We start from the raw sequence: 25,918 nt of genomic DNA on the forward strand, positions 1-25,918 counted from the left end.
GCGAATTTTAATTATTTAATAAATGTAAACCACTGTTGGAAATACTTTCCTATTACTGGAACTTCAGAATATTTTTCTTGAAGCATTCCTATAAAAGCGTAAATCCATAGAATAGAAATACAAAGATAGAAAGCAGAAGAAATCATCCAGGAATTAAAATAGCTTATTACATATCCAATTGAAATAAACATAAGGCTTAAACCAAAACCTTGACGGATATGAAAGCGTGCAAAAGGATTTTGCTTTTCTAAATTTAGAAAAATGGCAATTATAGCACCAACTAACATTAAATACCCAATAATAGCTGCTGTTTTGCCTTCGCGTTCTGGTTTGATTTCCATTCTATTTTGATTTATATATAAGGTTATTTAACTAATAATTGATTATTAGCTAGTATTCCATAAACTTTTCCTTTTAAATTTTCGCCTAAAAATGCACTATTTTTAGAAGTAGAAAGGATATGGTTATTCTCAAAGGTATAGGTTTCATCAGGATTAAAAAGTGTCAGATTTGCATTACTTCCTACTTTTATTTTTTCAGAAGGAATCCCAAATCTTAATTTCCCACTTGTTAAAAGTTCAATTGCCTTTTCTGTAGAAACTACTGTTTGTAAGGCTCCAAAAGCACTTTCTAAACCTATAGTACCATAAGCGGCATGGTCAAATTCTACCTTTTTCAACTCTGTATCTAACGGGTTATGGTCTGAGGTTACAAAGTCGATTATTCCTTCTTTTAAGGCTTTAATTAAGACTTCTGTGTCTTTTTGAGTACGTAATGGAGGTAATACTTTATAATTTGTGTCAAACTCGATTAATGCATCATCGGTTAGGATTAAATTATGTATGGCAACACTGCATGTAACATCCAATCCTTTAGCTTTAGCGTCTTTTATAAGGCTAACCGATTTAGCAGTGGAAATAGTAGGGATGTGTAGTTTTCCGCCCGAGTATTCTAATATAAATAAGTCGCGTGCTATTTGTAATTCTTCTGCTAAAGCTGGTATTCCTTTTAGTCCTAGTTTTGTACCATTTGCCTCTTCATTAACGATTCCTTTTCCTGCAATTTTATTTTCCTGCGGAAAGGAGAGTACTAGTCCGTCAAAATTTTGAGTGTATTGTAAAGCAATTTTAAGTAAGTTAGGATTGCTAATAGGTTGTTGATAATCGCCAAAAGCTACTGCTCCTGCATTTTTCATATCAAAAAGCTCTGCCAAATCCACACTTTCACTCTTTATTGTTAGCGCTCCTATAGGATATAAATTGGTTGCATTTCCAGATGCTTTTGCTTTTAAAAATCCTATATCGGCATTGGTGTCTGCAATTGGATATGCATTTGGATTAACCGCAATTCCTGTAAAACCACTTAAACCAGCCGTTTTTAGTCCGTTTTCAATAGTTTCTCGTTCTTCATGTCCAGGCTCACCAAGACTCACGCTGCTATCAAACCAACCTTCAGAAACATGAAGATTATCATAAGATATAACTTTTGTGTCCTTATCAGTGGCAATGGAGTTATCAATTTTAGAGATAATTCCATCCTTAATAAGAATGTCTTTTATTTGCTGATGATATTCGCTGTTTGGAGCTATTATTTTAGCCGACTTTAGAAGGATATTCATTTAAAATATTTTAGAATGAGCAGTTCGATACATAAAAATACCAATGCAAAAATAACAAACCATTTCCAAAGCTCATCGACATTGTTTTCACTTTTTATATTTTTAAATGCGTCTGGAATATTAGAAAAGGTATTTTTAGGAGTAATTGTATTGATATCTAGATAATTCAGTTCGCTTTCTTTTCTACTGAAATTAAAGCTTACGTCCATAAACTCCTCTTTATTTTTTGTAATGGTGTACACGCCCGCTTCTTTAGGTAAATTGGTAGTAGTAATGCTAATATGATTACTGTAAGTTTGTTGCAGCGGTATAAATGAGGTGTTTTTATTTTCTATAGTTAGAATTTCGTCGGAGGTAAGTTTTGCCTTTACATCAAAAGTGATATTCTTTCCAATTGTATAATATAGATTTGGAAGGGCTAAACTTTGCTTTGCTATATTATAAAGAGTTGGTACAATGAGCGGGGAATTTTGAAAATTTCCTACCTCCTTATTTAATGGAGAAGTAAAAATATAAATCCCATTATTTTCGGCTAAAAAAGGAGTGTTATCTGTATAGGAAATTACATTTTCATTAGTTCCTAACAAGCTATAAGAGATTTTGGTTTTTGGATATTGAAAATTGGTGACTTTAGCATCAAAAACATTTTTAAATAAAGGATGGTCAAATGCAATGGTGGTAATTTGTTTTTCTTTTTTATCTAAAGAAACTATGGAAGCGTTTGATATGTTTTTAAATAACTGATTATAAGTATTTAAATCCGTTTCTACTGAAGGGATTATTAAAATATTTGCCCCTTGTTTTTTAACTTCTAAAAGAGTTGTTATTAACGAGTTTGGAATAACTTTTAACTCATTTAAAACAATTAAATTTTGTTGCTGAATACTATTGTAATCTATAGCATTTGTAGGAGTGTTGGTGTAGTTAAATTCATCTTCTGTAAAGATTTTTTTCAAAAAATTGTCATCAGCATTATTAATAGCTAATACATTTATATTGTCATTTTTATTTATGGAAAAGTATAAGCTATTATCATATTGTAAACCATTATCTTCAATACTAATTTTCCCTTTTAGATTTCCTGACGGAACAGAAAGAATGGCGGTTCCAAGGTTATTTTCAAAGGTAACGGAAGTTTTAGCTATTAATTTATCACCATCATACAAGGCTATAGGAAGATTATCTACTGGATAGTTTTTTGAAACCTGTACTTTCAATTCGTAGGTTGACAATTCTTTCTTGTCAATATAAACGCTATCTATTGCTATATTGTTTTTTTCTGAAGGTTGTAGCTGAACAAAATATAGAGTTTCATCTTCTTTAGAATCAATTTTAAAAGGCTCACGCTGTTGAAAATCAGATAAAAGGATAAAGTCTTTAATAGTATTTTTATCAGAAAATAATTGATTTCCTTTTAGAAAAACTTCATTGAGTTCTAATTGAGTGGAAGAATAAGAATCGGTTAAAAGCTCATTTTTTATAGCTGTAATTTTTACATCTTTATAACTATCAGTATTAGTAAATAAAGAAAACACTTCTGTTTCTGGAATGTTTTTAATTAACTGATTAATAGCTCCTTGAAGTAAGGTACCATGACTTCCTTTTAATTCCATGCTGTAGGAATTGTCTAGGTAAATTACAGTTTCTCTTGCGGTAGTCTTAATATTTCTATTAGCAAAGTAAGGTTCTGTAAAGGCTATAATTACTGAAGCTAGAGCTAATAATCTAGTTAATAAAACAAGCCACTTTTTTAGTTGTGAACTTTTACGGGTTTGTAAATTTAATTGTTTTAAAAAAGCAACGTTGGTAAATGCTTCTTTTTGGAATTTACGGAGTTGGAATAAGTGAATAATAATAGGAATGATAAGTAGAAAAAGAGCCCAAAGAATTTCTGGATGTTTAAACTGCATTCCTTTTAGTTATAATTTCAAATCAAAGATACAATTAAAGAAGTATTCTTGAAACCCTCATGGATGGATTTATTATAGACAAAGTAATTGCCTCTATAAAAGGAAATAAACAAGGCGAAAGTTTTAAAAGGTAATGATTCTTTAGTTTATTTTATAAGTAATTGTAGATTAGATTTTTATCTTGTATTTTTCCATCTAAAACAAAAAAGTAATCCTTTTGAAAAGAAACGAAAAGGTCTAAAAAATAATTTGTAGTTGTCAAAGCTTGTCTAAGTTTTAAACAACGAACACCCAAAAGGACCCTTCAACAAGCTCAGGATGACATTTAAAATATAATTACTTTTTAGACCTCTCGTTTTTGTCGTTAAAATTTAATACTTAGCAGCTTTTCCTTGATTGGAAGTAGAAAGTATAAACGCTCTAATATCGTCGTTAGCCGTTTTTAAATCTTCTTTTCTAAGGTACATCATGTGTCCGCTTCGGTAACCTTTAAATTGGATTCTATCTTTCATTCTTCCCGAAGGATCCATTTGCCACATACTATATTTCGTATTAAAATAAGTACAAGCTCCATCATAATATCCTACTTGATATAAAACATTTAAGTATGGATTTTCTGCCATTGCTTGTCTAAGATTCTCTCTAGTATTGTCATTTTCTTTATTCCATGGATGAACATTCCCAAACATTTTATAAGGAATATCAGTTTTGAAATTCAGTTCTTCCTGTAAATAGTAATTTATAGCAGGAGTAAAGGAGTGTAACCACGAAGTTAATTCTGCATTGTAATCTGGTCTGTTCCCAGCATCCATTTTATCAATTCCTAAATAGCGAGAATCCAATCTCCCTACAGTAAAACTCTTATCTCTTAAAAGTTCTTTCCAAAAGAAAGAGGTAGGAACTACTAAATTGTGTTGAAGGATGGACTCTTCTGATAATCCTGAGTATTTGGACATTTGTTTGGCAACCGCTTCTTTTTCTGTTTTCGATAAAGAACCACCTTTAGAAATGGCTGGAATAAGAGTATTTACAGTAAAGTCTTCTACTTCTGGTAAAATCTCCAACAAATCTTTTTGTTGTAAATCGGCGGTTAAGGCTTTTTGATGCCATGCGGTAGCAGCATAATAAGGTAAGTTTATTGCTTTAGCTACAGGGTTTTCACCATCTAAGACTTTATAATCTGCTGGAGAAACCATAATTACACCGTTTAAATACATCCATTCTCTTTCCTGTAATGCTAATGACAATCCGGCTACACGAGTTCCTCCATAACTTTCTCCAATAATATACTTAGGAGATCTCCAACGGTTATTTCTAGTAACAAAAGACGTAATCCAATCGGCTAAATATCTAATATCAGCATTAATTCCGAAGAACTTTTCTTTATCTGGATATTTCCCCTCTTTATCGGCTATCATTTTAGAATATCCAGTATTTACAGGATTTACATAGACAATATCAGCAACATCCAAAATAGAATTAGGATTGTCTTTTACGCCATAAGGTTGAATTGGGTATCCTTCATCATCAATATTTAAGACTTTAGGTCCCGTATAAGCAATATGCATCCAAACAGAAGCCGAACCTGGCCCTCCGTTAAAAGATATTACAAGGGGTCTTGTTGTGTTGTCATCTATATCTGTTCGGAAATAATACGTATGAAAAAGGGTTGCTATTTCGTTTCCTTCATCATCCCAAACTGGTAAAGTACCTGTGTTAGCTTGGTAACTTATCTTTTTTCCATTTATTGAAACCTGATGTTTAGTAGAAACAATAGAATCGGAAGGAAGTTTTAATTTCTGAGAATTGATTATTGAAATGCAGCAGAAAAACATGCAAATCGAAAGTAAATTTTTCAACATGTAATAGAGGATTTTTAATTAAGAAACTAAAATAAGAAAAAAAGAAGAGTAATGAATTCTTCTTTTCAGCATTAACTTAAAACTTTTCGAAAACTCCGAGACCAAATAGTGCAAAATCATATTTAACAGGATCCTTGGAGTCTAATTTTCTTAGACTTAAATCTAGTTCTGCTAGTGCTTTTGCGTCATTTTGTTTTCGCTTTAAAAGCCCTAGCTTTCTCGCTACATTTCCAGAATGTACATCTAGTGGGCAGGAGAGGAGCGCAGGAGAGATATTTTTCCAAATTCCGAAATCAACTCCACGGGTATCTTGTCTTACCATCCATCGTAAAAACATGTTAATACGCTTTGCCGACGAGCCTTTTAACGGATTAGAAACGTGTTTTTGAGTTCTTGGGAGATGTTCTATTTCAAAGAAAACATTTTTAAAAGCAGTAATGGCAGGCTGTAGAGATGTGTTTGAAGCGTTTTCTCTAAATATAGTTTCCATCCCATCATAAGTGTTATATATGTGTTGTAAACTTTTTATAAACTGAATAAAATCATGACCATTAAATGTACGATGTATAAAAGGAAGAAGCTTTTTTAAATCTTCTTCTGAATGATTGATAACAAAATCGTATGGTGTATTCCCCATAAGATCCATCATTTTATGAGCATTTTTAATAATACTTTTTCGGTTTCCCCAAGCGATGGTAGCTGCTAAAAATCCTGAAATTTCTATGTCCTCTTTTTGCTGAAAAGAGTGCGGAACCTGAATAGGGTCGCTTTCAATAAAATCAAGATTATTGTAAAATGATACTTTTTCGTCTAAAAACTCTTTTAATTCGGATTGTTTCAAAGGTTATATATATGTTGTAAAGTTGAAAGTTGAAAGTTGAAAGTTGAAAGTATGAAAGTATGTAAAGTTAAAAAGGTAAAGGTGAAGAATATTATGTTTAGAAACTTTGTCCCTTTGCCTCATAAAAAATTGCTTACTGGATACTGAGCACTGAGCACTGAAACGCTAATTTCCAACAATATCTCCATCAACCATGGTTAACTTTCTGTCTGCCATATCTGCCAATTCTTCATTATGGGTTACAATAACAAATGTTTGTCCGAATTTATCTCTTAATTCAAAGAAAAGATTATGAAGTCTGTCGGCACTTTCAGAATCTAAATTTCCACTGGGTTCATCAGCAAAAACAATAGATGGGCTATTTATTAATGCTCTCGCTACTGCTACACGTTGTTGTTCTCCTCCAGATAATTCGTTGGGTTTGTGGTTAACTCTATGAGATAATCCTAAAAATTCCAATAATTCTTTAGCTCTTTTCTCTGTTTCATCTTTTGGAGTATTCTTTATAAATGCAGGAATGCAAACATTCTCGAGCGCTGTAAATTCTGGCAATAATTGATGAAATTGAAAAATGAATCCAATGTGTTCATTTCTAAATTTAGCTAAATCTTTATCATTTAATTTGCTTACTTCAATACCGTTAATATGTAGCTGTAAATCTTTAGTTTTATCAGGCTTGTCTAGTGTTCCTAAAATTTGTAAAAGGGTAGTTTTACCAGCTCCAGAAGCCCCGACAATAGAAATTATTTCTCCTTTATCTATAGTAGCATTAACGCCTTTTAAAACTTCTAAAGACCCAAATGTTTTACGAATGTTTGTAGCTTTTATCATAAACTTATCTAAAGTTGCTAAGGTACTTATTCAGTATTTAAAACAAAAGTATATGTTTGAATTCATTATATGTTTTAATAAAGAAAATAGTCTATACGTATAAAATATTTTAATAAATTACATGAAAAATATTTAAAATGATAAGAGTTTATTTGATGCTATTTTTATTCTCCATAATAAAAGTCAGTTCTCAAGATTTAAGTCATGGTAAAGCAATAACATATAATGTTATAGGAAGCTCGTTATTTAGTGGAATAGGGTCGGCTATCAATAAAAAAGAAAATGAAAAGCTAGGACATGCCTTTTTAAAGGGGCTATGGCAAGGAGCTATTGGCGGTACTGTAATATATGGTAGTAAAAACATTATTCAAGGCTATGCCAATACAGGTAGTCCACTATATGCTTGGAGCAGTAAGCTTGTTAATGCAGCAGGAACTTCTATAACTGAAAATGCGGCTTCAAATATTGATTTTTGGAAGCGTTGGCACTTAAATATTGGTTTTACTCGATTTGAGTATCATTTAAACCCTAAGAAGGCTGGAAGATCATTTTATTTTAAAGTAATGCCATATGCTTTAGGAAGAACTATCTACGTTGCTACTAAAGGAGATTTCGACATTAATACTTCTCTAAAAACAGGAAATTTAGTTTTCTCAACAAATACTTCTCCAGCTAATTATGTAGCTTTTGCATATACATATACAATATTGTATGATAGAACCAAAATAGATGGTGTATATAATAATAAAACAAATGTTATAGCACATGAAATTATTCATGTATATCAAGTAGACGATTTTATAACAATCAACTCCTACTTTAACAAACTATATAGTAAAAATACTTTTGTTAATGATAAACTGCTTAATTGGATATATCCTGATATAAATTCATGGACATATATAGCAGCATATAATATTACTGGAGATGGTAAAGATGACTATGATAGTAATTATTTTGAACAAGAAGCTATTTTATTTTCCGAATAATATTAATAAAGTCTAATGAATATAGATAGTTTTGTATGAAGTAAAAATAACGATATTTATATATAACTATATTTTCCTAAGGTTCTTTGGTTATTTGATTATATTCATAAAAAAAGGGTATTTTTAAGGTTGAAAATATAATAGGATTATTAAATGGCATACAAAACTTTTGAAGAATATAATATAGAAACTACTGAAACTATTCGTAATCAGTATGAAAATATTATAAGTGAGATAGGAGAAGATACGGCTAGAGAAGGACTTTTAAAAACTCCTGAAAGAGCTTCTAAAGCGATGCAGTTTTTAACGCAAGGCTACCAACAAAATGCTGCTGAAATACTAAAAGGAGCCATGTTTAAAGAGGATTATAATGAAATGGTGATTGTAAAAGACATCGAATTATATTCGCTCTGCGAACATCATTTATTGCCTTTTTTTGGAAAAGCTCATATTGCTTATATCCCTAATGGCTATATTGTTGGACTAAGTAAATTACCACGTATTGTAGATGTATATGCACGGAGGTTACAAGTTCAAGAAAGACTAACACATGATATTTTAGAATGTATTAATAGTACGCTAAAACCACAGGGGGTAGCAGTAGTTATAGAAGCATCGCATATGTGTATGATGATGCGTGGTGTACAAAAACAAAATTCTGTTACCACCACTTCTGGATTTAGAGGTCAGTTTGAAAAAATAGAAACGAGAAACGAATTTCTTAAGCTAATAAGTTCTGATTTAGGATAAAGAACATATCTTGACTTTTTCACTCAAACAAAAAAAGTCAAGATGAATTCAATATTTTGGCATTTTTATTGTTCTATAATTATAAAAAATTACCGTATGATTAGTTCTGACGATAATAAATACAAAAAACTTTTTATCGGATTGATATTTGATGCGCTTGGAATGGTTTCCTATGCAATTCCTGGTATTGGAGAGTTTTCTGATATTATTTGGGCACCAATTTCGGGTTGGTTAATGACGCGTATGTACAAAGGGCGGATTGGTCAAGGAGCAGGGGCAATTACTTTTATAGAAGAGTTAGTACCAGGATTAGATATTATTCCAACCTTTACTTTAACTTGGATTTATACCTATGTTATAAAAAAAGATAAAGCCACTCAAGTAGTAACTTCGTAATCTTTTTTGTCTAAAGGAGAGATAAAAAAGTGACGAGAGTAGAGGTGAGGAAAGGATTTCTATACTTTTTGCCTATCCATAAAAATCAAGAAAAGTTAAAAATAAAAACCCCCGAATTTTTAATATTAAATACTTCGGGGGCCGTCTATATAGACTTGAGGGAATTATTTCAAAATAATTTTACTTTAAAAAGGAACAGTTACTCCAATATTGATATTTCTTCCGATGTTGTAAATTCCATCAGGTTTTAATCTAGATAGATGAGAAACATATTCTTTATCAAATAGATTATTGGCAGATAGTTTAATATTAAAAGGCTGATTGTAAGCTTTGATAGTTGCTCCAAAACCTAGATTTACGAGGGAATATCCACCAGTTCTAGTTTCGAAATCCCCAACATTATTTTTATTAAATACATTCTGTAGGGTAACAAAAGCATATTTGTTAGAAACTTGCTTTCCGTCAAACTCAACTCTAAATGTATTTGAAAGTTTATTAGCTGGAATAAGCGGTAAATACACATTGGAGTCGGCTAACTTACCAGTAACCGTTTCAAAACTACTTTCTAAATGCAACCAATCTAAAGGATGTGGATGTAAATGAAAACCAATTTCCCCACCATATAAATTACTATCATCTTGTACATATTGATAAACGGGATCATCATCAATAAATTGTCCCGTTGGTTGTAAATAGATATAATCGCTTATTGCATTATAAAAACCATTTACAAAGAACTCAATATGTTCATTTCCGTATTCTAAAGAGAGGTCTGTTTGGAAATTCTGTTCATTTTTTAGAGCTTCATTTCCTATTTCATATCTATTAGCACCACTATGTCCGCCATTGGATGTTAGCTCTGCCAAATTAGGAGCTCTAAAGCCTGTTGCAAGATTAAGACGTGCTATAATTTTTTGAGCTATGGTAACTCTATATCCTGCAGAAGCATTAAAACTATTAAAGTTTCTATTGAGTGCTGGGATATAAGATTCACTACCTACATCTCCAGTTTCTTTGGCTTCAATATCTCTGGTATCATAGCGGAGACCTATTTGGATATCGCTATTTTTCATGTGGTAATGTGTGGTAGCCATAACACCAAAATCTACAGTTGTAGCATCTGGAATTAAAACTTCTTCTCCAGAGTTTTCATTAGTTTGATGCATTCCCTGTACTCCAAAAATGGTTTCAAACTTTCCAGTTTCTGGTAAGTGGTAAAGTACATTGTAACTCAAGGTATGAAGTTTCATATTTAAAGCAGCTTCATCTCCATGTGCATGTTCTTCATGTTCGTCTTCGTGCTCCTCGTGTTCTTCATCTCCATGCTCCTCATGTTCATCTCCATGCTCCTCGTGATGATGTTCGTCTTCAAATTCTTTACGGTTATTTGCAACATAACCTAAAGTAATATCTAAGCTACTTTTATCAAAAAATAGCGTGCTTTTAGAACTTATAACATGGTTGTCTATTTCTTGATAAGGAAGTAATGGATCTCGGTCTCTATTTTGCACTCCTATTTCTTCAGGAATTCCTAGATTTGAGCGGTTAAAATTATAACGTAATTCGGTTTTAAAATTAGTGTCTTGATACCCAAACCCAGACTTTAAATCATATTCATTAAATCTAGAATTGGTGGTATATGTTCCGTTTCCATCTTGATAATCTGCATGTGAGCCATAAGCACCACGAACTAAAAATTTTAATTTATCTCCAGATGTTTTAAAGCCACCATTTGCGGTAACTCCTTCGGTGTTTGTAAAGTAATTTACGTTTACATCTCCTTCGGTACTATTCTGGACTGCAAATTTTTCAGGATTTAGATAGAGTACACCTCCAAGTGCATCAGATCCATAGAGAAGGGTAGCAGGGCCTTTTATAACCTCTACACTTTCTATTCCTGCATCATTTACTCCAAGTCCGTGTTCTCCTCCAAATTGCTGATTCTCTAAGCGTACGCCTTGAGTGTACACCAAAACTCTATTGGAACTCAGTCCGCGAATAACAGGTTTTCCTATTCCAACTCCTGTACTTACGCTTTCTACTCCACTTATATCTGTAATTCCGTCAGACAAGGTCATGGCTCCTTTGGTTTTGAGCTCCTCCATGCTTTGTCGTTCTACTTTCATTACATTTTCACTTTGCAATTTATGGAAAGGAGTAGAGACTATAACTTCTTCCATTTCAATTGCAGATGGTGCTATTTGCACATCTAATTTAATAGCTCCGTTTACCGTAACGTCTTTGGAAAAAGTTTTAAATCCTATTGAAGATACTACAATTTTATAGGTGCCCTGGGGTAGACTTTCTAATATAAAAGTTCCATCTTCATTAGTACTAGTTCCTTTTTCTAATTGTGGTAGGTAAATAGTTGCATAGGGAATTTTGTTATTTGTGGTTGCATCTGTAACAGTTCCGCCAATACTATTTTGTGCATTTATAATAGATGTAATACTCAATAAGAGTATAAACATTAATGTATTTTTCATGTATTTGATTTATTCTTTTTCTGAATTCTATTATTAATTAAGCTATAATTAATATGGAAAAATTCTTTATAAATAGTTCTAATGTGGATTTTTACTCGTTTATCGAGATTTAGTTTTGTAACTCTCCTCTAAAATGAGTTAGTTTTTTTCTTGAACTACCGAATGTAACTCAGTAATCTTATCATTTTATAGAAATAAGTAGCAACAGTATCTTCTATGCTGACATTTCTTAAAACGAATATATTTATTTGTAAGTCGAAAAAAACTTAAGATACTTTATGCAGTTGGCGGACCACGGAGTGAAAAATGAAGAGTTTGATATTCACTTAAATGAAAGTAATGATTAAAATTTTGTTCAGAAGGAAGTGTAAGAATAGTAAACGTAATTTCCTCTGGGGTGAAATTTATTTGATGAGTATGATGAAACTTAAATAGCTTACATTCAAAATCCGATTGGTGAAAATGTGTTTTTACATGCTCATTACACTCAACATGGCTATGAGCTATAAAAAAGTGAGAAAATTTTAGGGCAGAAGGAATCAATATCGCTGAAATTAGCAATAAAGAGAAAAAACCTACGAGTATGTGTTTTATTTCCTTCAAATGATTAGATTTTTATTCCTAATCGGTTTAACATCTTTTTTTCAAAATTCCAGAAAAAAGCAAATTGTCCGAAAAGCCACCCAAAGAAAATCAATAATACTTGATAAATAGGGAAGATTAACAAGATTCTAACAATCCAATATAAAATTGGATGAAGCGCATCTGGATGCAAACCGATGTACTCGGTAATTGGACCAGCAACTTTAGCAGCAGTAGATCCTGTTATTGCAAATACAATAAAAATGATAGTTAGCTGAAAATTAGAGGTAATACCCCAGCGCTTTTTTAATTTTTCCATGGATTAATTTTCATTGCAAATATAAATGAATTTCTTAGCTTGAGAAAACATGTGTTAATTTCTCATGAAATTAAATATAACAGTATGAGAATTTCTATATTTATCCTTATTAATTAACCATTTTTCATGCAACGAAGAGATTTTATCAGTAAAACTATCTTAGCTTCAGCTACTTTAGCGGCAGGAACTACCATTGTTTACGGAAAGTATTTGCCGAAGGGATATAAACCATTAATACTTCAAGATCCAGATCCTTTTTCAATGTTTAAAAAAGATAAAGAAATGCTGGTATTGAATGACAAGCCATGGAACATAGAATCTAAAGCACATTTGTTGAATGATGACATTACGCCTAATAAAGCTATGTTTATTAGGAATAATGGGTTACTTCCTGAAAATATTGATGTTGAAAATTGGACGCTTACCATAGATGGAGAATCTGTTTCAAAAACAAAAACCTATACTTTAAACGATTTAAAAAGTAAGTTTAAACAATATACTTATCAACTCACGTTGGAGTGTGGCGGAAATGGGCGTAAAGAGTTTAATCCGCCTGCAAAAGGAAATCAGTGGGGACTAGGGGCAGTGCATTGCGCTGAATGGACTGGAGTTAGATTGCGCGATGTTTTGGAAGATGTAGAAATTAAAGAGGATGCTGTTTATATAGGATATCATGCAGCAGACATTCATTTAAGTAGAAGTCCAGATAAAGAACCAATTTCTCGTGGTTGCCCTATGAAAAAAGCTTTGGAGGACGAAACTTTAATAGCTTTTGAAATGAATGGTGAAGCCATTCCAATAGCACATGGTTATCCTTTGCGTTTGGTTGCTGGTGGTTGGCCAGCGTCGGTTTCTGGTAAGTGGATTAATAGAATAAGTATCCGAAATATAGTACACGATGGCACAAAAATGACAGGACAAGCATACCGTGTGCCTTGTAAACCTGTGGCGCCCGGAGAAAAGGTAGCAGATAAAGACATGTGTATTATAGAATCCATGCCTGTAAAATCGTTAATTACGTATCCTAAAACAGGAGCTATGCTAAAGCTTGGTCAGGAACTATCTTTTAATGGTCATGCTTGGGCAGGCGATTTAGAGGTTGCTAAAATGGAGTATTCAATTGATTTTGGTTCCACTTGGCATGAATGTGAAATTACCGCTCCCAAAAATAGACTTGCTTGGCAACACTTTTCTGCAAAAACCTCCTTTCCAGAGGTTGGTTATTATGAAATATGGGCACGAGCTACCGATAGTAATGGCAAGAGTCAGCCAATGGTACTTCCAGGTTGGAATCCAAAAGGGTATTTAAATAATGCGTGTCATAGAATAGCAGTAAAGGTAAGTTAGTATGGATAAGAAAGAACGTTTTTTACAAGAAGTAAAAGTTTTATCCAAAAGTTTATCGTTGTTTACAATTGCTTTTTTTGGAATCGGATTTTTTTTGATGTTTTTAGTTCTTTTTCCAGATACCAAATTATTCGATAAAAGTCCGAATATAACTACAGAAGAAGTAGTTACTGAATCTCTCGAAGAGAATTCAGAAATAGAAATTAAAGATGGAATTCATACAGAAACAGGTTTTATAGCAGCAAACGGACTAGAAGCGGTGATTAATAATTGTACGAATTGCCATTCTGCTAAACTTGTTACTCAAAACCGTATGACCCGAGAAGGGTGGCTTACTACTATTAGATGGATGCAAAAAACTCAGAACTTATGGGATTTAGGCGACCAAGAGTCGATAATTTTAGATTATTTGGCTAAAAACTACGCACCAGAAAATAAAGGTCGCCGTCAAAATTTAACGGTAGAAGAGTGGTATGAGTTGAAGTAAAAGTTTAGTTTTTTCACGTTCAAGTTAATGTAAACGTATTTTTGTAATATTATTTCTTTAAACTATTTATTTTATGATAGTTAATATTTAGTCTTTTTTCTTATAACGAAGAGGTCTCGCATTTATACTCAGATATTAACAATAGAGATTAAATACTTCCTAACTTTATAAATGTAAAAGTTAGGAAGTATTATTTTATTCTATTTAATTCGCGTTTATTCCAAGTAAACTTTTATTGAATAAGTTATAGATTCTCGTATATTCATCTGTCCAACTACTAGGCTCTACAAAACCATGTCTTTCTACTGGATATATTGCCATATCCCAATTGGTTTTTCCTAATTCAATTAATCTTTGCGACAAACGTACCATATCTTGAAAATGCACATTGTCGTCTACCATTCCATGAAGAATAAGTAAATCTCCTTTCAAACCCTCTGCAAAATAAATAGGAGAACTTCTTCTATAAGCCAAACTGTCTGTTGTTGGAGTATTTAAAATACGAGCTGTATATCCGTGGTTATACGCTGCCCAATCGCCAACAGAACGAATTGCAGCACCTGCAGTAAAGGTATCAGCTTCGTTAAACATTGCCATAAGCGTAATAAAACCACCATAAGAACCTCCGTAGATTCCTACTTTTTCCTTGTGAATTCCAAGCTCTTTTACCAAATACGCTGCACCATCTACTTGGTCGCTTAAGTCTTTTCCTCCCATATGACGGTAAATACCTGTGCGCCATTTACTGCCATATCCTGCACTTCCGCGGTAATCAATATCTAAAACAGTGTAACCATTGTCTACTAAAATATTATGAAACATATACTCACGGAAATAAGAACTCCACCATTTATGAGCATTCTGTAAATATCCAGCACCATGAACAAAAATAACCGCAGCTTTATTTTTAGTACTTTCTGCTGGTTTATAGAGTCTGGCATGCACTTCTGCACAATCATTTGCCTTAAAAGTAATTACTTCTGGGTCTTTCCAGTTATACTTTTTAAAAGCATCAGTAGTAGAATGTGTTAGTTGCTTAGCAGTTGTATTTTTGCTGTAAACAGGATTTTCTTTTATAAATAACTCTGTTGGTTTATTAGCATAAGAATAGAGAATAGCCATTTGTTTTTCATCAGGAGAAAGCGTTATATCATTTCTACCAACCATATCGGTTAGTTGCTCTAATTTTCCGCCATTTAAAGGCATTCTGTAAAATTGACGATCGCCAGGATGAGTTTTGTTTGCAGTAAAATACCAGTGCTTTTTATCGTTTGAAATTTTAGGATCGTAGATTTCAAACTCTCCTGAAGTTAGGGCTTTTGCTTTTTTAGTCTCCGTATTTAAAGTGTAAAGGTGAGAATAACCTGACTTTTCTGATTGAAACCAAATACTTTTCTCATCTGGCATCCAGCCAAGCTCTCCACCACGATATCCGCCAATGCCAGGTCCTGCAATCCATGCTGCATTATGTTGATGATCTAAATTAGTTACTGTTCCATCTTTTACATTTAATAGAACAATCCAGCGGTCTTTATAATCATTGGTGTTAATATCTAAAACAGCTTTACTACCGTCTTTGTTCCAAATAGGACCACTTATATAACCAATTCGGTTGTCGTTTTTATAAACTTTATCTGGGTAATCTTTAGTATATTCTGGAACGTAATCCAATCCTTCTAGGTTATCTAAAACAATAGGATAGGTTTTTCTGTTTTCGATATCGTAGATAAATAACTCGTATGTGTCTGGAGTATCACCAACTTTAGAACGTGTATTCTGATCTTCTGTGTAGCCAGATTCGGTAACATAATGCGGTGTAATAGTCCCTTTACTATCTTCTCGTTTTACTGTTAGGTAGCTTACATATTTTCCATCCGGACTATTTTGCTGATTGTAAATAGATTTTCCATCTGTGTATATAGCAAGTGGTTTTTTAAGATTTTCTTTTTTATAAAAAACTTCTTGCTGATCTTTTTTTTCTTTTCGTTCCCGTAAAACATCAAATAAAGCTAATTGATCTTGGTGTAACCATTCGTCTTTTTCACTTCTTTTGTCTTCTTTCTCTTCTTTTTTTGTACTGAAATCTGTTATTTGTTTAGTAACGCCAGTTTCTATATCCCAAGTATAAATGTTATTATCTCTAACATAGGCAATTTGCGTTTCATTTTTGGTAAAATGAACATTGCTTTCTCTATCTTGGGTATTTGTAATTTGTGTTATTTCTGAAGTAGGAATGTCAATTATAAAAACATCCCCATGTTTACTATATATTTTCTTTGACTTAGTACTGTTGAAAGTTCCGTAATTAGACGGTAATTTATAGGCTCTGTCAAAAGGAATTTTCTCAATTTTTTCTGAAGAAACTCGGTAAGCATACAGAGAATCACTGTAAGCATTTTCTGGATTCCAATCAAAATAAATTGCTTTGCCGTCCACCGACCAATTAGCATTTGATGGTAAATGCCCTACAAAATCATCACCTTGCATAATCTCTTTTATACTAAGGGTTGAATTGTTGTTTTCTTGGGCTTGAATAAAGCTAATACTAGCTAATAGGAATAGGTTTAGAAAGAAACTTTTTGTCATTGTAGTTGCTATGATTTATAGGAAAAACCAAATATAATGATTTGTAGTAACTGGTGAAAATAGAATTCATTCTAATGAGGTGTGCCTATTGCGCAAGGTAGCAAAAATTTGATATAGGCAGCTTTCTGCCATTGCCTACAACCTTAAAAAGTATCTGAAGTTCATCCAAAAACATGCTAAAAGTGGAGTGGGAAGCTTAAAAGGCTCATCTTCTTTTTTAAAAGCTCTTCAAAAACATATTTTATGCTGTTTTAAGTTCCCTAATTTTAACGTACAACTTAATTAGATCGTAAAATAAAAGCCCTTAAAAGGGCTTATATCTATCTTGTTTTTATAAAGTCTTGTGCAACCTGGTTACTGGTGTTGGCAATCAGGCTTTTATTTTGTTCGTTTCATTTTCGGCGGATTTTGCCGTGTATCAAAAATATCAGCAATTTTTATAAATCCGTTTTGTTCATCAACAGAATATATCATTTTGTGATTTTTGAAAACCAAATAGCGATATTGAATTACCCTATCTGTTAGTAATTCTTCTTCTTGTCCTATGAGGGATGCTTTTATTAATTTTTCAGATTCTTTAATTATTCCAGTTACAATTTTAGTAGCAACTTTTAAACTTGCTTTCTTTTCGTAATATTCATAAATTTCGTCAAGTTGAGTTTCAGAAAAGTCAGACCAAATAATTTTAAAGTTCATTATTCATATTTGGCTAAAAGCTCAGAACTTGTTTTAAATCGATTGTTTTTAAAATCCGATTCCGATTTGTCAATTCGTTTGTTTAACTTATCTATGGTCATAGGTCTAAAAAGTCTTTCGTCAGAAGTATCTTTTTCCTTTTTTAATATTTTCTCAAGCTTGGAAATTGTCTCCTCGCTTTGAAGTTTTAAGAATTCTTGAATAAATTCTATTTTTCGAGCTTCTATATTCATTTCGAATTTCTTTTTATCAAAGATACTAAATTATCAAATTCAATCAATATCTTTCTTGGTTTAACGAATCTTTCAGCTTGTTACCAACGGTCGCTCGTATATTTACAAAGCTTTACTAAAACACATTTTATGCTGTTTTAAGCTCTCTAATTTTAATGTACAACTTAATTAGATCGTAAAATAAAAGCCCTTAAAAGGGCTTAAAACTATCTTGTTTTTATAAAGTCTTGTGCAACCTGGTTACTGGTGTAGTTGACGGTAGTTTTTATTCTACTGTTTCAATTTCGAATATTTCTTTTCCTTGCTCGCCCAAGTAGTGAGCTAATATCTTTTCATAAACTTTATATCCATCATTTACATTCGTGAAGATTATCAATCCTTTTTTTGTTTTCGGAAATATGAAAACAATGGTTTGAACTCCTTTGTCTGCTCCACCGTGTGATAATGCGTAATCTCCATTTTTAAAATTATAAATTTCAAATCCGAGGCCGAAGTGTTTTCCGTTTTTGGTTGCAACTTGATGAGTAACCATATCCTCAAATACTTTTTCGGAAAGTCCGACACCGTTCATTACACTAACCAAAAACTTTCCATAATCTTCAACTGTTGTCAATAAATCGTCAGCACCATTTGCTGTTTTGTTTTTAACTGTTTCATAGGTATTTCCTTTGTTGTCATATCCAGCGGCTAATCGAGATTCGTCAATCTTATCATTCCAAATATATTGCGTGTCGGTCATTGTCAAGGGGTCAAAGATTAATTCCTTGGCTAATTGGTTTAAAGGTTTTCCAAATTTACTTTCCAAAGCCTTTCTCAAATATTCAAGCCCTTCTCCCGAATATTGATATTGTGTTCCTGGTTCAAAATGAAAATTCAATTTTTTTGATTTATTTGAATATCTCCAATTTGGAAATCCAGTTTGATGACTTAAAATATGCCTTGTAGTAAGTTTTTTATTTCTTGGGTCATCTGCAACGTCTGGATCAGTCCAATAGTTATAAATAGGCTCGTCCAAGTTCCATTTGCCCAAACTGACTAATTTCAAGGCAACTATTGCGGTTACGGGTTTCGTTAAAGAAGCTACATTGAAAATCGTATTATAAGGTGCAGTTTCTCCATCTATAAGGTTGCCATATACTTTTATTTGTTGAAGTTTACCTTCATTGATGACACCAATTCCTAAAGTTGGGATATTGTTTGATTTTAACCATTTTTTAATGTCTTTGTCGTTATCGAAAATAGAGTTATCTGTTTTTTGTACTTCATATGCCCGATGTCCATAACTTAAGGATGTGGTTAATTTCCAATCGCCGTTTTCCAACATCCAGATGTTTGAGAACTTTGCAGAACCTGGTTCACTTTCTTTACTTTCGTAAAATAAATGTTCTCCGTTTTGAATTGCTCCATACAAAATGCCATTTCTATAAAGCGGAAAAACCTCTGTACTTTCTTTTACTAAAAATCTTTTTACCTGACGTGTTTCGGGACTTTTACATAGCCCGTTTTTTAGGTCGTAAAGAAATTTTGTTTTGTCCGAAATTCCATCTTTGTCGTGATAAAATTTTAAGTTTTCGCTTAATAAATTTTCATACTGTTTAATATCGCAAGTGTTGAATCCAACATTAAACAGCAAACTGTCTTTTGATAGTATCGTTTTATAAAGTTCTGAATTTTTGTCCGCTTGTGCTTTACAAATTGGAGAAAGCAAGCAAGTAATAATAAGGCTTAAGATTATTTTTGTTGTCATATTGAGTTTTGTTTTTGCTGCAAATAATAATTTTGCACAAAGTTTAAAAACCCATTTTCTGTATGCTAAAAATCTACACGACAATAACTCGACAAAAACCCGACAATCTTTATATCATATTGAAATTCAGTTTGTAATAAAGTTTTTTACGCTTATCTATTTCAATTGCATTTCGAATGATAATGAAAACATTCGATAAAACAATTAGTATCATTAGGATTAAACTAAACTGGTTTCCCAGTTTCAAAAAAATCCCCAACATAAACACAATAGGTGCTAAAATGGTCCAAAGTATTTGTAATGAAATAAGCTGTTTGGTTAAACTGTTCTTTTGTTTCATAATGAACATCAGAACAAGAGGAATGATGATATTTAAGGGCGGAATCAAAATAAATGGAATTGAAGATAGGTTTATTATTTTTAGAAAAGAGTAGTTAATCAAAACCACTTCTTGGGGTTCTTTTTTAATTTTATTAGCTTCAATTTTTTCTTGTTTAATTTCTGTATAAATCAATTCATTTTCTGCTATTTCTAATGCTTTCGCTAAAGCCCGAAGCGTGAATCCCTTGGGCTCTTTTCCCGTTTCAATCCGCTGTATTGTCCTTGCTGAAATACCTGATTTTTCCGATAACTCTTCTTGAGTTAGATTTTGTTGTTCTCTTAAGGTTTTAAGTTTGGACATATTTTGTTTTAAATTACCGCCAACGTATTTGGCTATGATTTTGTTGCATGAAAATCCGTGAGGATTTTCCACCGTAAACCGAAGATAGCAAATTTGCGAAGAATTTCCGCGAGGAAAATCAGACGTAGTAAACTTGCAACGACCTTTGGTTAAGCCCAAAATTGAGCAATTATTTATGCTAACTTGTGCCTATTACATAAGTTAGCATAAATTTGACATAGGATTACTATTAACTTTTGAAATGCAAGAACTAGAAAAAGAAACAACGTTAAAAGATAATTACTTTTTTAAGCTTCCTAATTTTAACTTACAGCTTAATTAGATCGTAAAATAAAAGCCCTTAAAAGGGCTTAAAACTATCTTGTTTTTATAAAATTAATGGTTTGTGTAAGGGTTAGCATTGTTGGCAACTGACTTTTTTATCAATAATCTTGAACTAACACTTCAGTCGGAATGTGAAGTGTTGAATTCAGTTTTCTTATCATTCCTAAAGTCAGTTTTCGTTTTTTGCTTAAAATTTCACTAACTCTACTTTTAAATCCTACAACTTCGGCTAAATCTTTTTGTTTCATTCCCATTTGCTCCATTCGGAATTTGATTGCCTCAATAGGGTCAGGCATTCCAATTGGAAAGTTCTCATTTTCATATTTGTCAATTAAGATTGAAAGGATTTCCAATTCATCTCCTTGATCAGTTCCTTTTTTTGCATCAAAAATTTCTTCAAGTCTGTTCAGAGCGTTTTGATAGTCTTTTTCGTTCCTTATTGGTGTTATCTTCATGATCAGATATTATTTGCGTCTATTTTGTCATATTCTGCGTGAGTTCCGATGAATCTTATCCAGCATATTTGATATTCAAAGTTGAATTTTACAATCAATCGGTAGTTGTTGCCTTTAATATTGTAAACAATTCTATTGTCTTTTAAAATACTTGCACTTGGATAATCGTTTTTTAATTCATTAATATTTTTCCATTCGGATTTTTCAGTTTCTCTAAACCAAGACTTTAATTGTTCTTCACAGTCAACGTGTTTCTCCCAAAAGTCTCGTAAAGTTCGTTTCGCTATTACTCTCACATTATACTTGTTTGTAGCAAATATAATAAAAAAGTTACCAAATCGGTAATTCGTTTTGTTTTTCAGCTTGTTACCAACGGTCGACTCGTATATTTACAAAGCTCTTCAAAAACACATTTTATGCTGTTTTAAGCTGCCTAATTTTAACATGCAACTTAATTAGATCGTAAAATATAAGCCCTGAAAAGGGCCTATATTGATCTTGTTTTTATAAAATTAATGGCTTGTGCAATCTGGTTAACGGGTGTGCCTATTGCACAAGGTAGCAAAAATTTGATATAGGCAGCTTTCTGCCATTGCCTACAACCTTAAAAAATACCTTAAGTTCATCCAAAAACATGCTAAAAGTGGAATGGAAAGCCAAAAGGCTTATGTAACCCATAGTTTCGTAAAGTTATTTAATTGAAAGATTGTCTAAATGCAATAGGAGAAATGTTGGTTTTATTCTTGAATAGTTTACTAAATGAAGCAGGATATTCAAAACCTAATTCATAGGCAATTTCACTCACGCTTAATTCCGTAGTTGATAATTTCTCTTTAGCTTTTTCTATTACCTTATTCTGGATATGTTGCTTTGTACTTTGTCCACTTACTATTTTTAAAGTATTGCTCAGATAATTAGGAGAAAGATTTAAGTCATTTGCAATTTGAGTAACAGATGGAACTCCATTAATAAGGGATTCATTATTATTAAAGTAGCTGTTTAATACTTGTTCTAGTTTTATAAGAATTTGATTATTGCTAATTTTACGGGTAATAAATTGTCGTTCGTAATAACGTTCAGCATAATTGAGTAATAATTCTATTTGTGAAATGATAATATTTTGACTGAATTTGTCAATATTAGACTGATATTCTCTTTGTATGTTTTTAAAAATATCTACAATAATATTTTCTTCCTTGTTGGAAAGAAAAAGCGCTTCATTAACGGCATACCCAAAGAAATCATAATCTTTAATCGACCCAGCTAATGAGGTATTCCATAAAAAGTCTGGATGAATAAGAAGTAGCCACCCAGACGGATTTACTTTTATGTTTTGATTTATTGTAACTGTTAGTATTTGTTTTGGTGCTACAAATGAAAAAACACCTTCATTAAAATCATACTTTTGTTGTCCATAATTAAATTTTTCACTTACATTTCGTTTTAAACAAATAGAATAAAAGTCCTGCATCCATTTAATTTTATCAGAATCTGTAGAGTAATTTACTTGGCTATAGTCTATTAAGCTAATCAATGGATGTTCAGGCTTAGGTAAATTACTATAGGTATGAAATTCACTTATGGATTTAAATCGATACATTGTTTTCTTTTTTTAAATTTAAGATTAATTTTCTTTATATAATATCATTCCTGAGTGATAAAGGATTCCATTTCTATATTCTCCATCTACGGTAAATCCTGCATCATCTTTGTAGTCAATATGATTTCCCATGATACGATAGTCTCCTTGATAAACAGTTTTTTTATCCCCTCTAGCTTCGTCATAACAATTATTGGGGTAGTAGTTTGTGGCGAATATTTCGCCTTTTGTTGCCCACATTCCAATATATCCTTTGGTTTCTGCCATTGTTTCAATTTTGAGGTAAAAACAATATTTCAACTGCTTTTTAAATAAATTCATCTTTACCCTTGTTAATTCCAGAATAAGGAGCTTTTCCTATAACTTTCCATTCTACATTTGTGGCGAGCAAATCAAAAAAATTACGTTCAGAATTTCCCCATTGTTCAAATCTTGTCTTTATAATTACTTTATTTTTAGTAGTTGTGTTTTTTTTACAGCACGGGCGGAAATTATGTACACAAAGACAATAAGAAATAGAAGTGGGATGGTTCGTAGTTTTTCACAGCTAAAATCCTGTTGAAGTTCCTAGAGTTTTATGTTCTTTTAGGGCTTCTTTAATGGCATCTATTTTCAAATTAGCATAGTGGTAGGCGTCTTCTCCCATAAAAAAGTGTATAGGAGGATGCTCTTGTTTACTTAAAGCAATCAATACTTCGGCACCTTTTTCTGGGTCGTTGGGCTGATTTCCATTTATATCTTTCAAATGTGCCTGTTCCATTTCACGAGCAGATTCATATTCTTCAATTGGATTTTTAGGTGTTTTTACAGAACCTTCTGATAAAAAATTGGTTCTAAAATAACCAGGGTATACTATGGTTGTATATACTCCGAATAATTTCATTTCTTCGGCTAAAGCTTCTGTAAAGCCTGCAACAGCAAACTTTGTTGAACAATAAATACCAAAACCTGCAAAATTTCCTGTGTAACCACCTACAGAAGCTATATTGAAGATGTGTCCAGATTTTTGCTTGCGTAAATATTGTGAAGCATTTCTAATTACATTTAGAGATCCAAACACATTTACTTTAAAATTATTTTCTACTTCCTCTTCACTAAGTTCTTCTAAAGTGCCAATTTGGCTATAACCAGCATTATTAATTAAAACATCAATTCTACCAAAATGACTAATCGTAGTTTCAATGGCTTTCTTAACATTTTCATTTTTTGTTAAATCCATTTCAATAGGTAAGAATTTTTCATTCTCTTCACCAATTTCCTTAATTAAGGCTTGTTTGTTTCTTGAAGTAGAGGCAACATTATAGCCTTCTAAAAGAAGTTTTTTAGTTAAAATTAGCCCTAACCCTTTTGAAGCTCCCGTAATAAACCATACTTTTTTTGTGTTCATGTTTTTTGAATTTAAATTATTACACAAAATTGGTGCATTAAAGGGTTTCTCACTTTTCCATATCTAAGAAAGATGTAGTCAAATCTACTTATGAATTGACACAGCACGAATTAGTTACAAAGAAAGACCCTCGTTAAAAACAGTGTTGATGGCTAGCGCGGCTAAAACCCTTATCCGTAGAATAGTGACCGAAAGCTTTGAGATCAGGAGTGCAGCGAGGCAGCATTTCGGTTACCGTTTTTCGACCTCGTTGTCGAATAAATTCATTGGGTATGACGCCTTTTTCTTTGTTTCGTTTCTTTTGGGAGAAAAAGAAATGAGAAGCATGAAGTCAATAGTGTTTGGACTAGGTACTAGAGCTAACAAATCACTAAAAACTACAATGTACTTTTACCGTCGTCTTCTCGTTGCGGATTATCTATTACTACAATTCCTTTTTGGAGCATTAAACTATTTGGATATGTTATAAGTTCTCCGTCGTCGGTACGCAGGTGTAAATGAAAAGCTCGGATGTCTTCAATAATTGCTTCGGAAGGAAAATCTTTATCCTGAATCCGAATCCTGTCGCCAATTTTAAAAGGAAAGGAGAAAAATAGGATAATACCAGCCGTAATATTGCTCAAAATAGACCAAGAGGCAAAAAAAGCAACCCCAATAACAGCAAAGGCAGAGGAGAGGAATAAACCAAGATCCTTGAAATCTACTCCCCAAAGTAGACTTAATGTAATTACTCCGACTATCAGAATAAAAACATCTATATATTTTAAAATAAGGAGCGTTCTGTTTCTATCAATGTCTCCTATTTTTCCTACTTTTTTTATAGTTTTAAATAGTAGGATTCTGATAAGGAAAAGTACTACAATAGCAATGATAGTCCCTATGATTTCTTCTCTGTATACTGTGAAATATTCTGTCATAAATTGTAAACCTATTCAGGCACAAAGATACGTTAGAGATTTATTTTTTATCGCAACTAGAACTTAATTTGTTTAATAATATCCGAATAAAGATACGAGACCGCCTCACTACAAGAAAATAGTGTAAAGACTATGTTTAAACTATGGTAAAAATGAATTATTTATTGAAAATGAATTATAAAATTAGTCTATTAATGATTCTAAGGTTCTGTATACTTCATAAACAGGTAATCCAACTACATTAAAATAAGAACCTTCAATTTTTTTAATTCCAATGTGACCAATCCATTCCTGAATTCCATAAGCGCCTGCTTTATCATAAGGTTTAAAATTGGTAACATAATAGTCAATCTCTTCGTCGGTAAGTTCTTTAAAATAAACTTTAGTAATGTGGTTTATTGTTTTTTCTAGTTTAGCTGTGGTAAAACATACCGAGCTTATAACTTCATGCATTTTCCCTGACTGCGATTTTAGCATAGCAATAGCTTCTTCTTTATCTTTAGGCTTACCTAAAGCCTCTTCGTTATGCCAAACAATGGTATCTGAAGTGATTAAAATATCATTATCTTTTAAAGTTTCTTTATGAGGTAATGCTTTTAACTGTGCCAAATAATCGGAGATTTCGTATTTATACAATCGTTTGGGATATACTTCATCTACTTCTTTTAATCTTATTTCAAAGTCTAAGCCTAAATCTTTAAAAAATTGTTGCCTTCTAGGAGAGCCAGAAGCTAGAATTATGTTGTAGTTTTTAAGTTTTTCATTTAAAATCATAGGCGTGTTTTTTAGTTCGAAAGTTGAAAGTTGAAAGTTGAAAAGTTAAATGTAAAAGACTAACAACCATTAACCATTAACCATTAACCATTAACGAAT

At 32.2% G+C, this 25,918-nt stretch carries 25 protein-coding genes and 2 pseudogenes; 7 read left to right on the forward strand and 20 right to left on the reverse strand.

Going from position 1 to position 25,918, the window contains the following annotated elements; genetic code table 11:
• Nucleotides 1–11 precede the first annotated feature (11 nt).
• From JOOMADRAFT_RS14560 to JOOMADRAFT_RS14585, 6 genes are all read right to left on the reverse strand, one after another.
• Nucleotides 12–341: a membrane protein gene (locus JOOMADRAFT_RS14560; protein WP_008614665.1), complete on the reverse strand. Its 330-nt coding sequence runs from the start codon at nt 339–341 to the stop codon at nt 12–14.
• Between the two features lie 23 nt (nt 342–364).
• Nucleotides 365–1,618, reverse strand: a complete 1,254-nt coding sequence (locus JOOMADRAFT_RS14565; RefSeq protein WP_008614667.1) for a dihydroorotase — start codon at nt 1,616–1,618, stop codon at nt 365–367.
• Nucleotides 1,615–3,528, reverse strand: coding sequence for a BatA domain-containing protein (locus JOOMADRAFT_RS14570; protein ID WP_008614670.1), 1,914 nt, complete (start codon nt 3,526–3,528; stop codon nt 1,615–1,617). Before JOOMADRAFT_RS14570 ends, JOOMADRAFT_RS14565 begins: the two co-directional genes overlap by 4 nt.
• Nucleotides 3,529–3,899: 371 nt before the next feature.
• Nucleotides 3,900–5,390 (reverse strand): S10 family peptidase, encoded by a 1,491-nt coding sequence (locus tag JOOMADRAFT_RS14575; protein ID WP_008614672.1) that lies wholly within the window; start codon nt 5,388–5,390, stop codon nt 3,900–3,902.
• Nucleotides 5,391–5,466: 76 nt separating this feature from the next.
• Nucleotides 5,467–6,231, reverse strand: a complete 765-nt coding sequence (locus tag JOOMADRAFT_RS14580) for a TIGR02757 family protein (RefSeq protein ID WP_008614674.1) — start codon at nt 6,229–6,231, stop codon at nt 5,467–5,469.
• A 165-nt stretch (nt 6,232–6,396) separates the two neighbouring features.
• Complete coding sequence (locus JOOMADRAFT_RS14585; RefSeq protein ID WP_008614676.1) at nt 6,397–7,062, reverse strand: ABC transporter ATP-binding protein; 666 nt, start codon at nt 7,060–7,062, stop codon at nt 6,397–6,399.
• 137 nt (nt 7,063–7,199) lie between these two features.
• Here JOOMADRAFT_RS14585 and JOOMADRAFT_RS14590 point away from each other — a divergent pair, with 137 nt between their 5' ends.
• The 3 genes from JOOMADRAFT_RS14590 to JOOMADRAFT_RS14600 all read left to right on the forward strand — a co-directional run bounded on the left by JOOMADRAFT_RS14590 (nt 7,200) and on the right by JOOMADRAFT_RS14600 (nt 9,197).
• Entirely contained in the window at nt 7,200–8,051 is an 852-nt protein-coding gene (locus JOOMADRAFT_RS14590; RefSeq protein WP_008614678.1) for a hypothetical protein, read from the forward strand.
• Nucleotides 8,052–8,204: 153 nt separating this feature from the next.
• On the forward strand, nt 8,205–8,801 hold the full coding sequence (gene folE / locus JOOMADRAFT_RS14595) for a GTP cyclohydrolase I FolE (protein ID WP_008614680.1): 597 nt from the start codon (nt 8,205–8,207) through the stop codon (nt 8,799–8,801).
• 96 nt (nt 8,802–8,897) lie between these two features.
• Complete coding sequence (locus JOOMADRAFT_RS14600) at nt 8,898–9,197, forward strand: hypothetical protein (protein WP_008614683.1); 300 nt, start codon at nt 8,898–8,900, stop codon at nt 9,195–9,197.
• A 185-nt stretch (nt 9,198–9,382) separates the two neighbouring features.
• Here the strand turns inward: JOOMADRAFT_RS14600 and JOOMADRAFT_RS14605 are convergent, their stop codons facing one another.
• Together JOOMADRAFT_RS14605 and JOOMADRAFT_RS14610 are read right to left on the reverse strand one after the other, a co-directional pair.
• On the reverse strand, nt 9,383–11,683 hold the full coding sequence (locus JOOMADRAFT_RS14605) for a TonB-dependent receptor (RefSeq protein ID WP_008614685.1): 2,301 nt from the start codon (nt 11,681–11,683) through the stop codon (nt 9,383–9,385).
• Between the two features lie 607 nt (nt 11,684–12,290).
• Nucleotides 12,291–12,584: a DUF6787 family protein gene (locus tag JOOMADRAFT_RS14610; protein ID WP_008614689.1), complete on the reverse strand. Its 294-nt coding sequence runs from the start codon at nt 12,582–12,584 to the stop codon at nt 12,291–12,293.
• Between the two features lie 126 nt (nt 12,585–12,710).
• On the opposite strand from JOOMADRAFT_RS14610, the gene JOOMADRAFT_RS14615 reads away from it, so the two are divergent.
• Together JOOMADRAFT_RS14615 and JOOMADRAFT_RS14620 are read left to right on the forward strand one after the other, a co-directional pair.
• Nucleotides 12,711–13,931, forward strand: coding sequence for a sulfite oxidase (locus tag JOOMADRAFT_RS14615; RefSeq protein ID WP_008614691.1), 1,221 nt, complete (start codon nt 12,711–12,713; stop codon nt 13,929–13,931).
• A 1-nt stretch (nt 13,932) separates the two neighbouring features.
• Nucleotides 13,933–14,418: a monoheme cytochrome C gene (locus JOOMADRAFT_RS14620; protein ID WP_008614693.1), complete on the forward strand. Its 486-nt coding sequence runs from the start codon at nt 13,933–13,935 to the stop codon at nt 14,416–14,418.
• A gap of 204 nt (nt 14,419–14,622) precedes the next feature.
• Here JOOMADRAFT_RS14620 and JOOMADRAFT_RS14625 read toward each other — a convergent pair whose 3' ends face one another.
• On the reverse strand, nt 14,623–17,004 hold the full coding sequence (locus tag JOOMADRAFT_RS14625) for a S9 family peptidase (RefSeq protein ID WP_008614695.1): 2,382 nt from the start codon (nt 17,002–17,004) through the stop codon (nt 14,623–14,625).
• 118 nt (nt 17,005–17,122) lie between these two features.
• On the opposite strand from JOOMADRAFT_RS14625, the pseudogene JOOMADRAFT_RS20800 reads away from it, so the two are divergent.
• Nucleotides 17,123–17,290 (forward strand): annotated as a pseudogene (locus JOOMADRAFT_RS20800) (IS1182 family transposase); the annotation flags it as partial.
• Nucleotides 17,291–17,382: 92 nt separating this feature from the next.
• On the opposite strand, the gene JOOMADRAFT_RS14630 reads toward JOOMADRAFT_RS20800, so the two are convergent.
• From JOOMADRAFT_RS14630 to JOOMADRAFT_RS14655, 6 genes are all read right to left on the reverse strand, one after another.
• A complete protein-coding gene (locus tag JOOMADRAFT_RS14630; RefSeq protein WP_008614696.1) occupies nt 17,383–17,700 on the reverse strand; it encodes a type II toxin-antitoxin system RelE/ParE family toxin in 318 nt (105 codons plus the stop codon).
• The gene (locus JOOMADRAFT_RS14635) at nt 17,700–17,933 is read right to left on the reverse strand and encodes a hypothetical protein (RefSeq protein WP_008614698.1); all 234 of its coding nucleotides are present in this window, start codon (nt 17,931–17,933) and stop codon (nt 17,700–17,702) included. The genes JOOMADRAFT_RS14630 and JOOMADRAFT_RS14635 overlap by 1 nt, the downstream gene beginning before the upstream one ends.
• Before the next feature lie 265 nt (nt 17,934–18,198).
• Nucleotides 18,199–19,680 carry a serine hydrolase gene (locus tag JOOMADRAFT_RS14640; RefSeq protein WP_008614699.1) on the reverse strand — a complete coding sequence of 494 codons (1,482 nt, stop codon included), beginning with the start codon at nt 19,678–19,680 and terminating at the stop codon, nt 18,199–18,201.
• Nucleotides 19,681–19,789: 109 nt separating this feature from the next.
• Nucleotides 19,790–20,362 carry a helix-turn-helix domain-containing protein gene (locus tag JOOMADRAFT_RS14645; protein ID WP_040880123.1) on the reverse strand — a complete coding sequence of 191 codons (573 nt, stop codon included), beginning with the start codon at nt 20,360–20,362 and terminating at the stop codon, nt 19,790–19,792.
• Nucleotides 20,363–20,784: 422 nt separating this feature from the next.
• Entirely contained in the window at nt 20,785–21,141 is a 357-nt protein-coding gene (locus JOOMADRAFT_RS14650) for a helix-turn-helix domain-containing protein (RefSeq protein ID WP_008614701.1), read from the reverse strand.
• Between the two features lie 2 nt (nt 21,142–21,143).
• A complete protein-coding gene (locus tag JOOMADRAFT_RS14655; protein WP_008614702.1) occupies nt 21,144–21,437 on the reverse strand; it encodes a type II toxin-antitoxin system HigB family toxin in 294 nt (97 codons plus the stop codon).
• Nucleotides 21,438–21,720: 283 nt separating this feature from the next.
• On the opposite strand from JOOMADRAFT_RS14655, the pseudogene JOOMADRAFT_RS20805 reads away from it, so the two are divergent.
• Nucleotides 21,721–21,843: pseudogene (locus tag JOOMADRAFT_RS20805) on the forward strand (transposase); the annotation flags it as partial.
• Here JOOMADRAFT_RS20805 and JOOMADRAFT_RS14660 read toward each other — a convergent pair.
• The 5 genes from JOOMADRAFT_RS14660 to JOOMADRAFT_RS14680 all read right to left on the reverse strand — a co-directional run bounded on the left by JOOMADRAFT_RS14660 (nt 21,836) and on the right by JOOMADRAFT_RS14680 (nt 25,819).
• Nucleotides 21,836–22,741 carry a helix-turn-helix domain-containing protein gene (locus JOOMADRAFT_RS14660; protein ID WP_008614703.1) on the reverse strand — a complete coding sequence of 302 codons (906 nt, stop codon included), beginning with the start codon at nt 22,739–22,741 and terminating at the stop codon, nt 21,836–21,838. The pseudogene JOOMADRAFT_RS20805 and the gene JOOMADRAFT_RS14660 sit on opposite strands and share 8 nt — an antisense overlap.
• A 24-nt stretch (nt 22,742–22,765) precedes the next feature.
• The gene (locus tag JOOMADRAFT_RS14665; protein WP_008614704.1) at nt 22,766–23,008 is read right to left on the reverse strand and encodes an Atu4866 domain-containing protein; all 243 of its coding nucleotides are present in this window, start codon (nt 23,006–23,008) and stop codon (nt 22,766–22,768) included.
• A 280-nt stretch (nt 23,009–23,288) separates the two neighbouring features.
• Entirely contained in the window at nt 23,289–24,128 is an 840-nt protein-coding gene (locus JOOMADRAFT_RS14670; RefSeq protein ID WP_008614705.1) for an SDR family oxidoreductase, read from the reverse strand.
• A gap of 377 nt (nt 24,129–24,505) precedes the next feature.
• Nucleotides 24,506–25,045 (reverse strand): mechanosensitive ion channel domain-containing protein, encoded by a 540-nt coding sequence (locus JOOMADRAFT_RS14675; RefSeq protein ID WP_008614707.1) that lies wholly within the window; start codon nt 25,043–25,045, stop codon nt 24,506–24,508.
• Between the two features lie 183 nt (nt 25,046–25,228).
• Nucleotides 25,229–25,819: a Maf-like protein gene (locus JOOMADRAFT_RS14680; protein ID WP_008614708.1), complete on the reverse strand. Its 591-nt coding sequence runs from the start codon at nt 25,817–25,819 to the stop codon at nt 25,229–25,231.
• Between the last annotated feature and the right edge of the window lie 99 nt (nt 25,820–25,918).

The organism is Galbibacter orientalis DSM 19592 (assembly GCF_000260115.1).
Classification (GTDB): Bacteria; Bacteroidota; Bacteroidia; order Flavobacteriales; family Flavobacteriaceae; genus Galbibacter; species Galbibacter orientalis.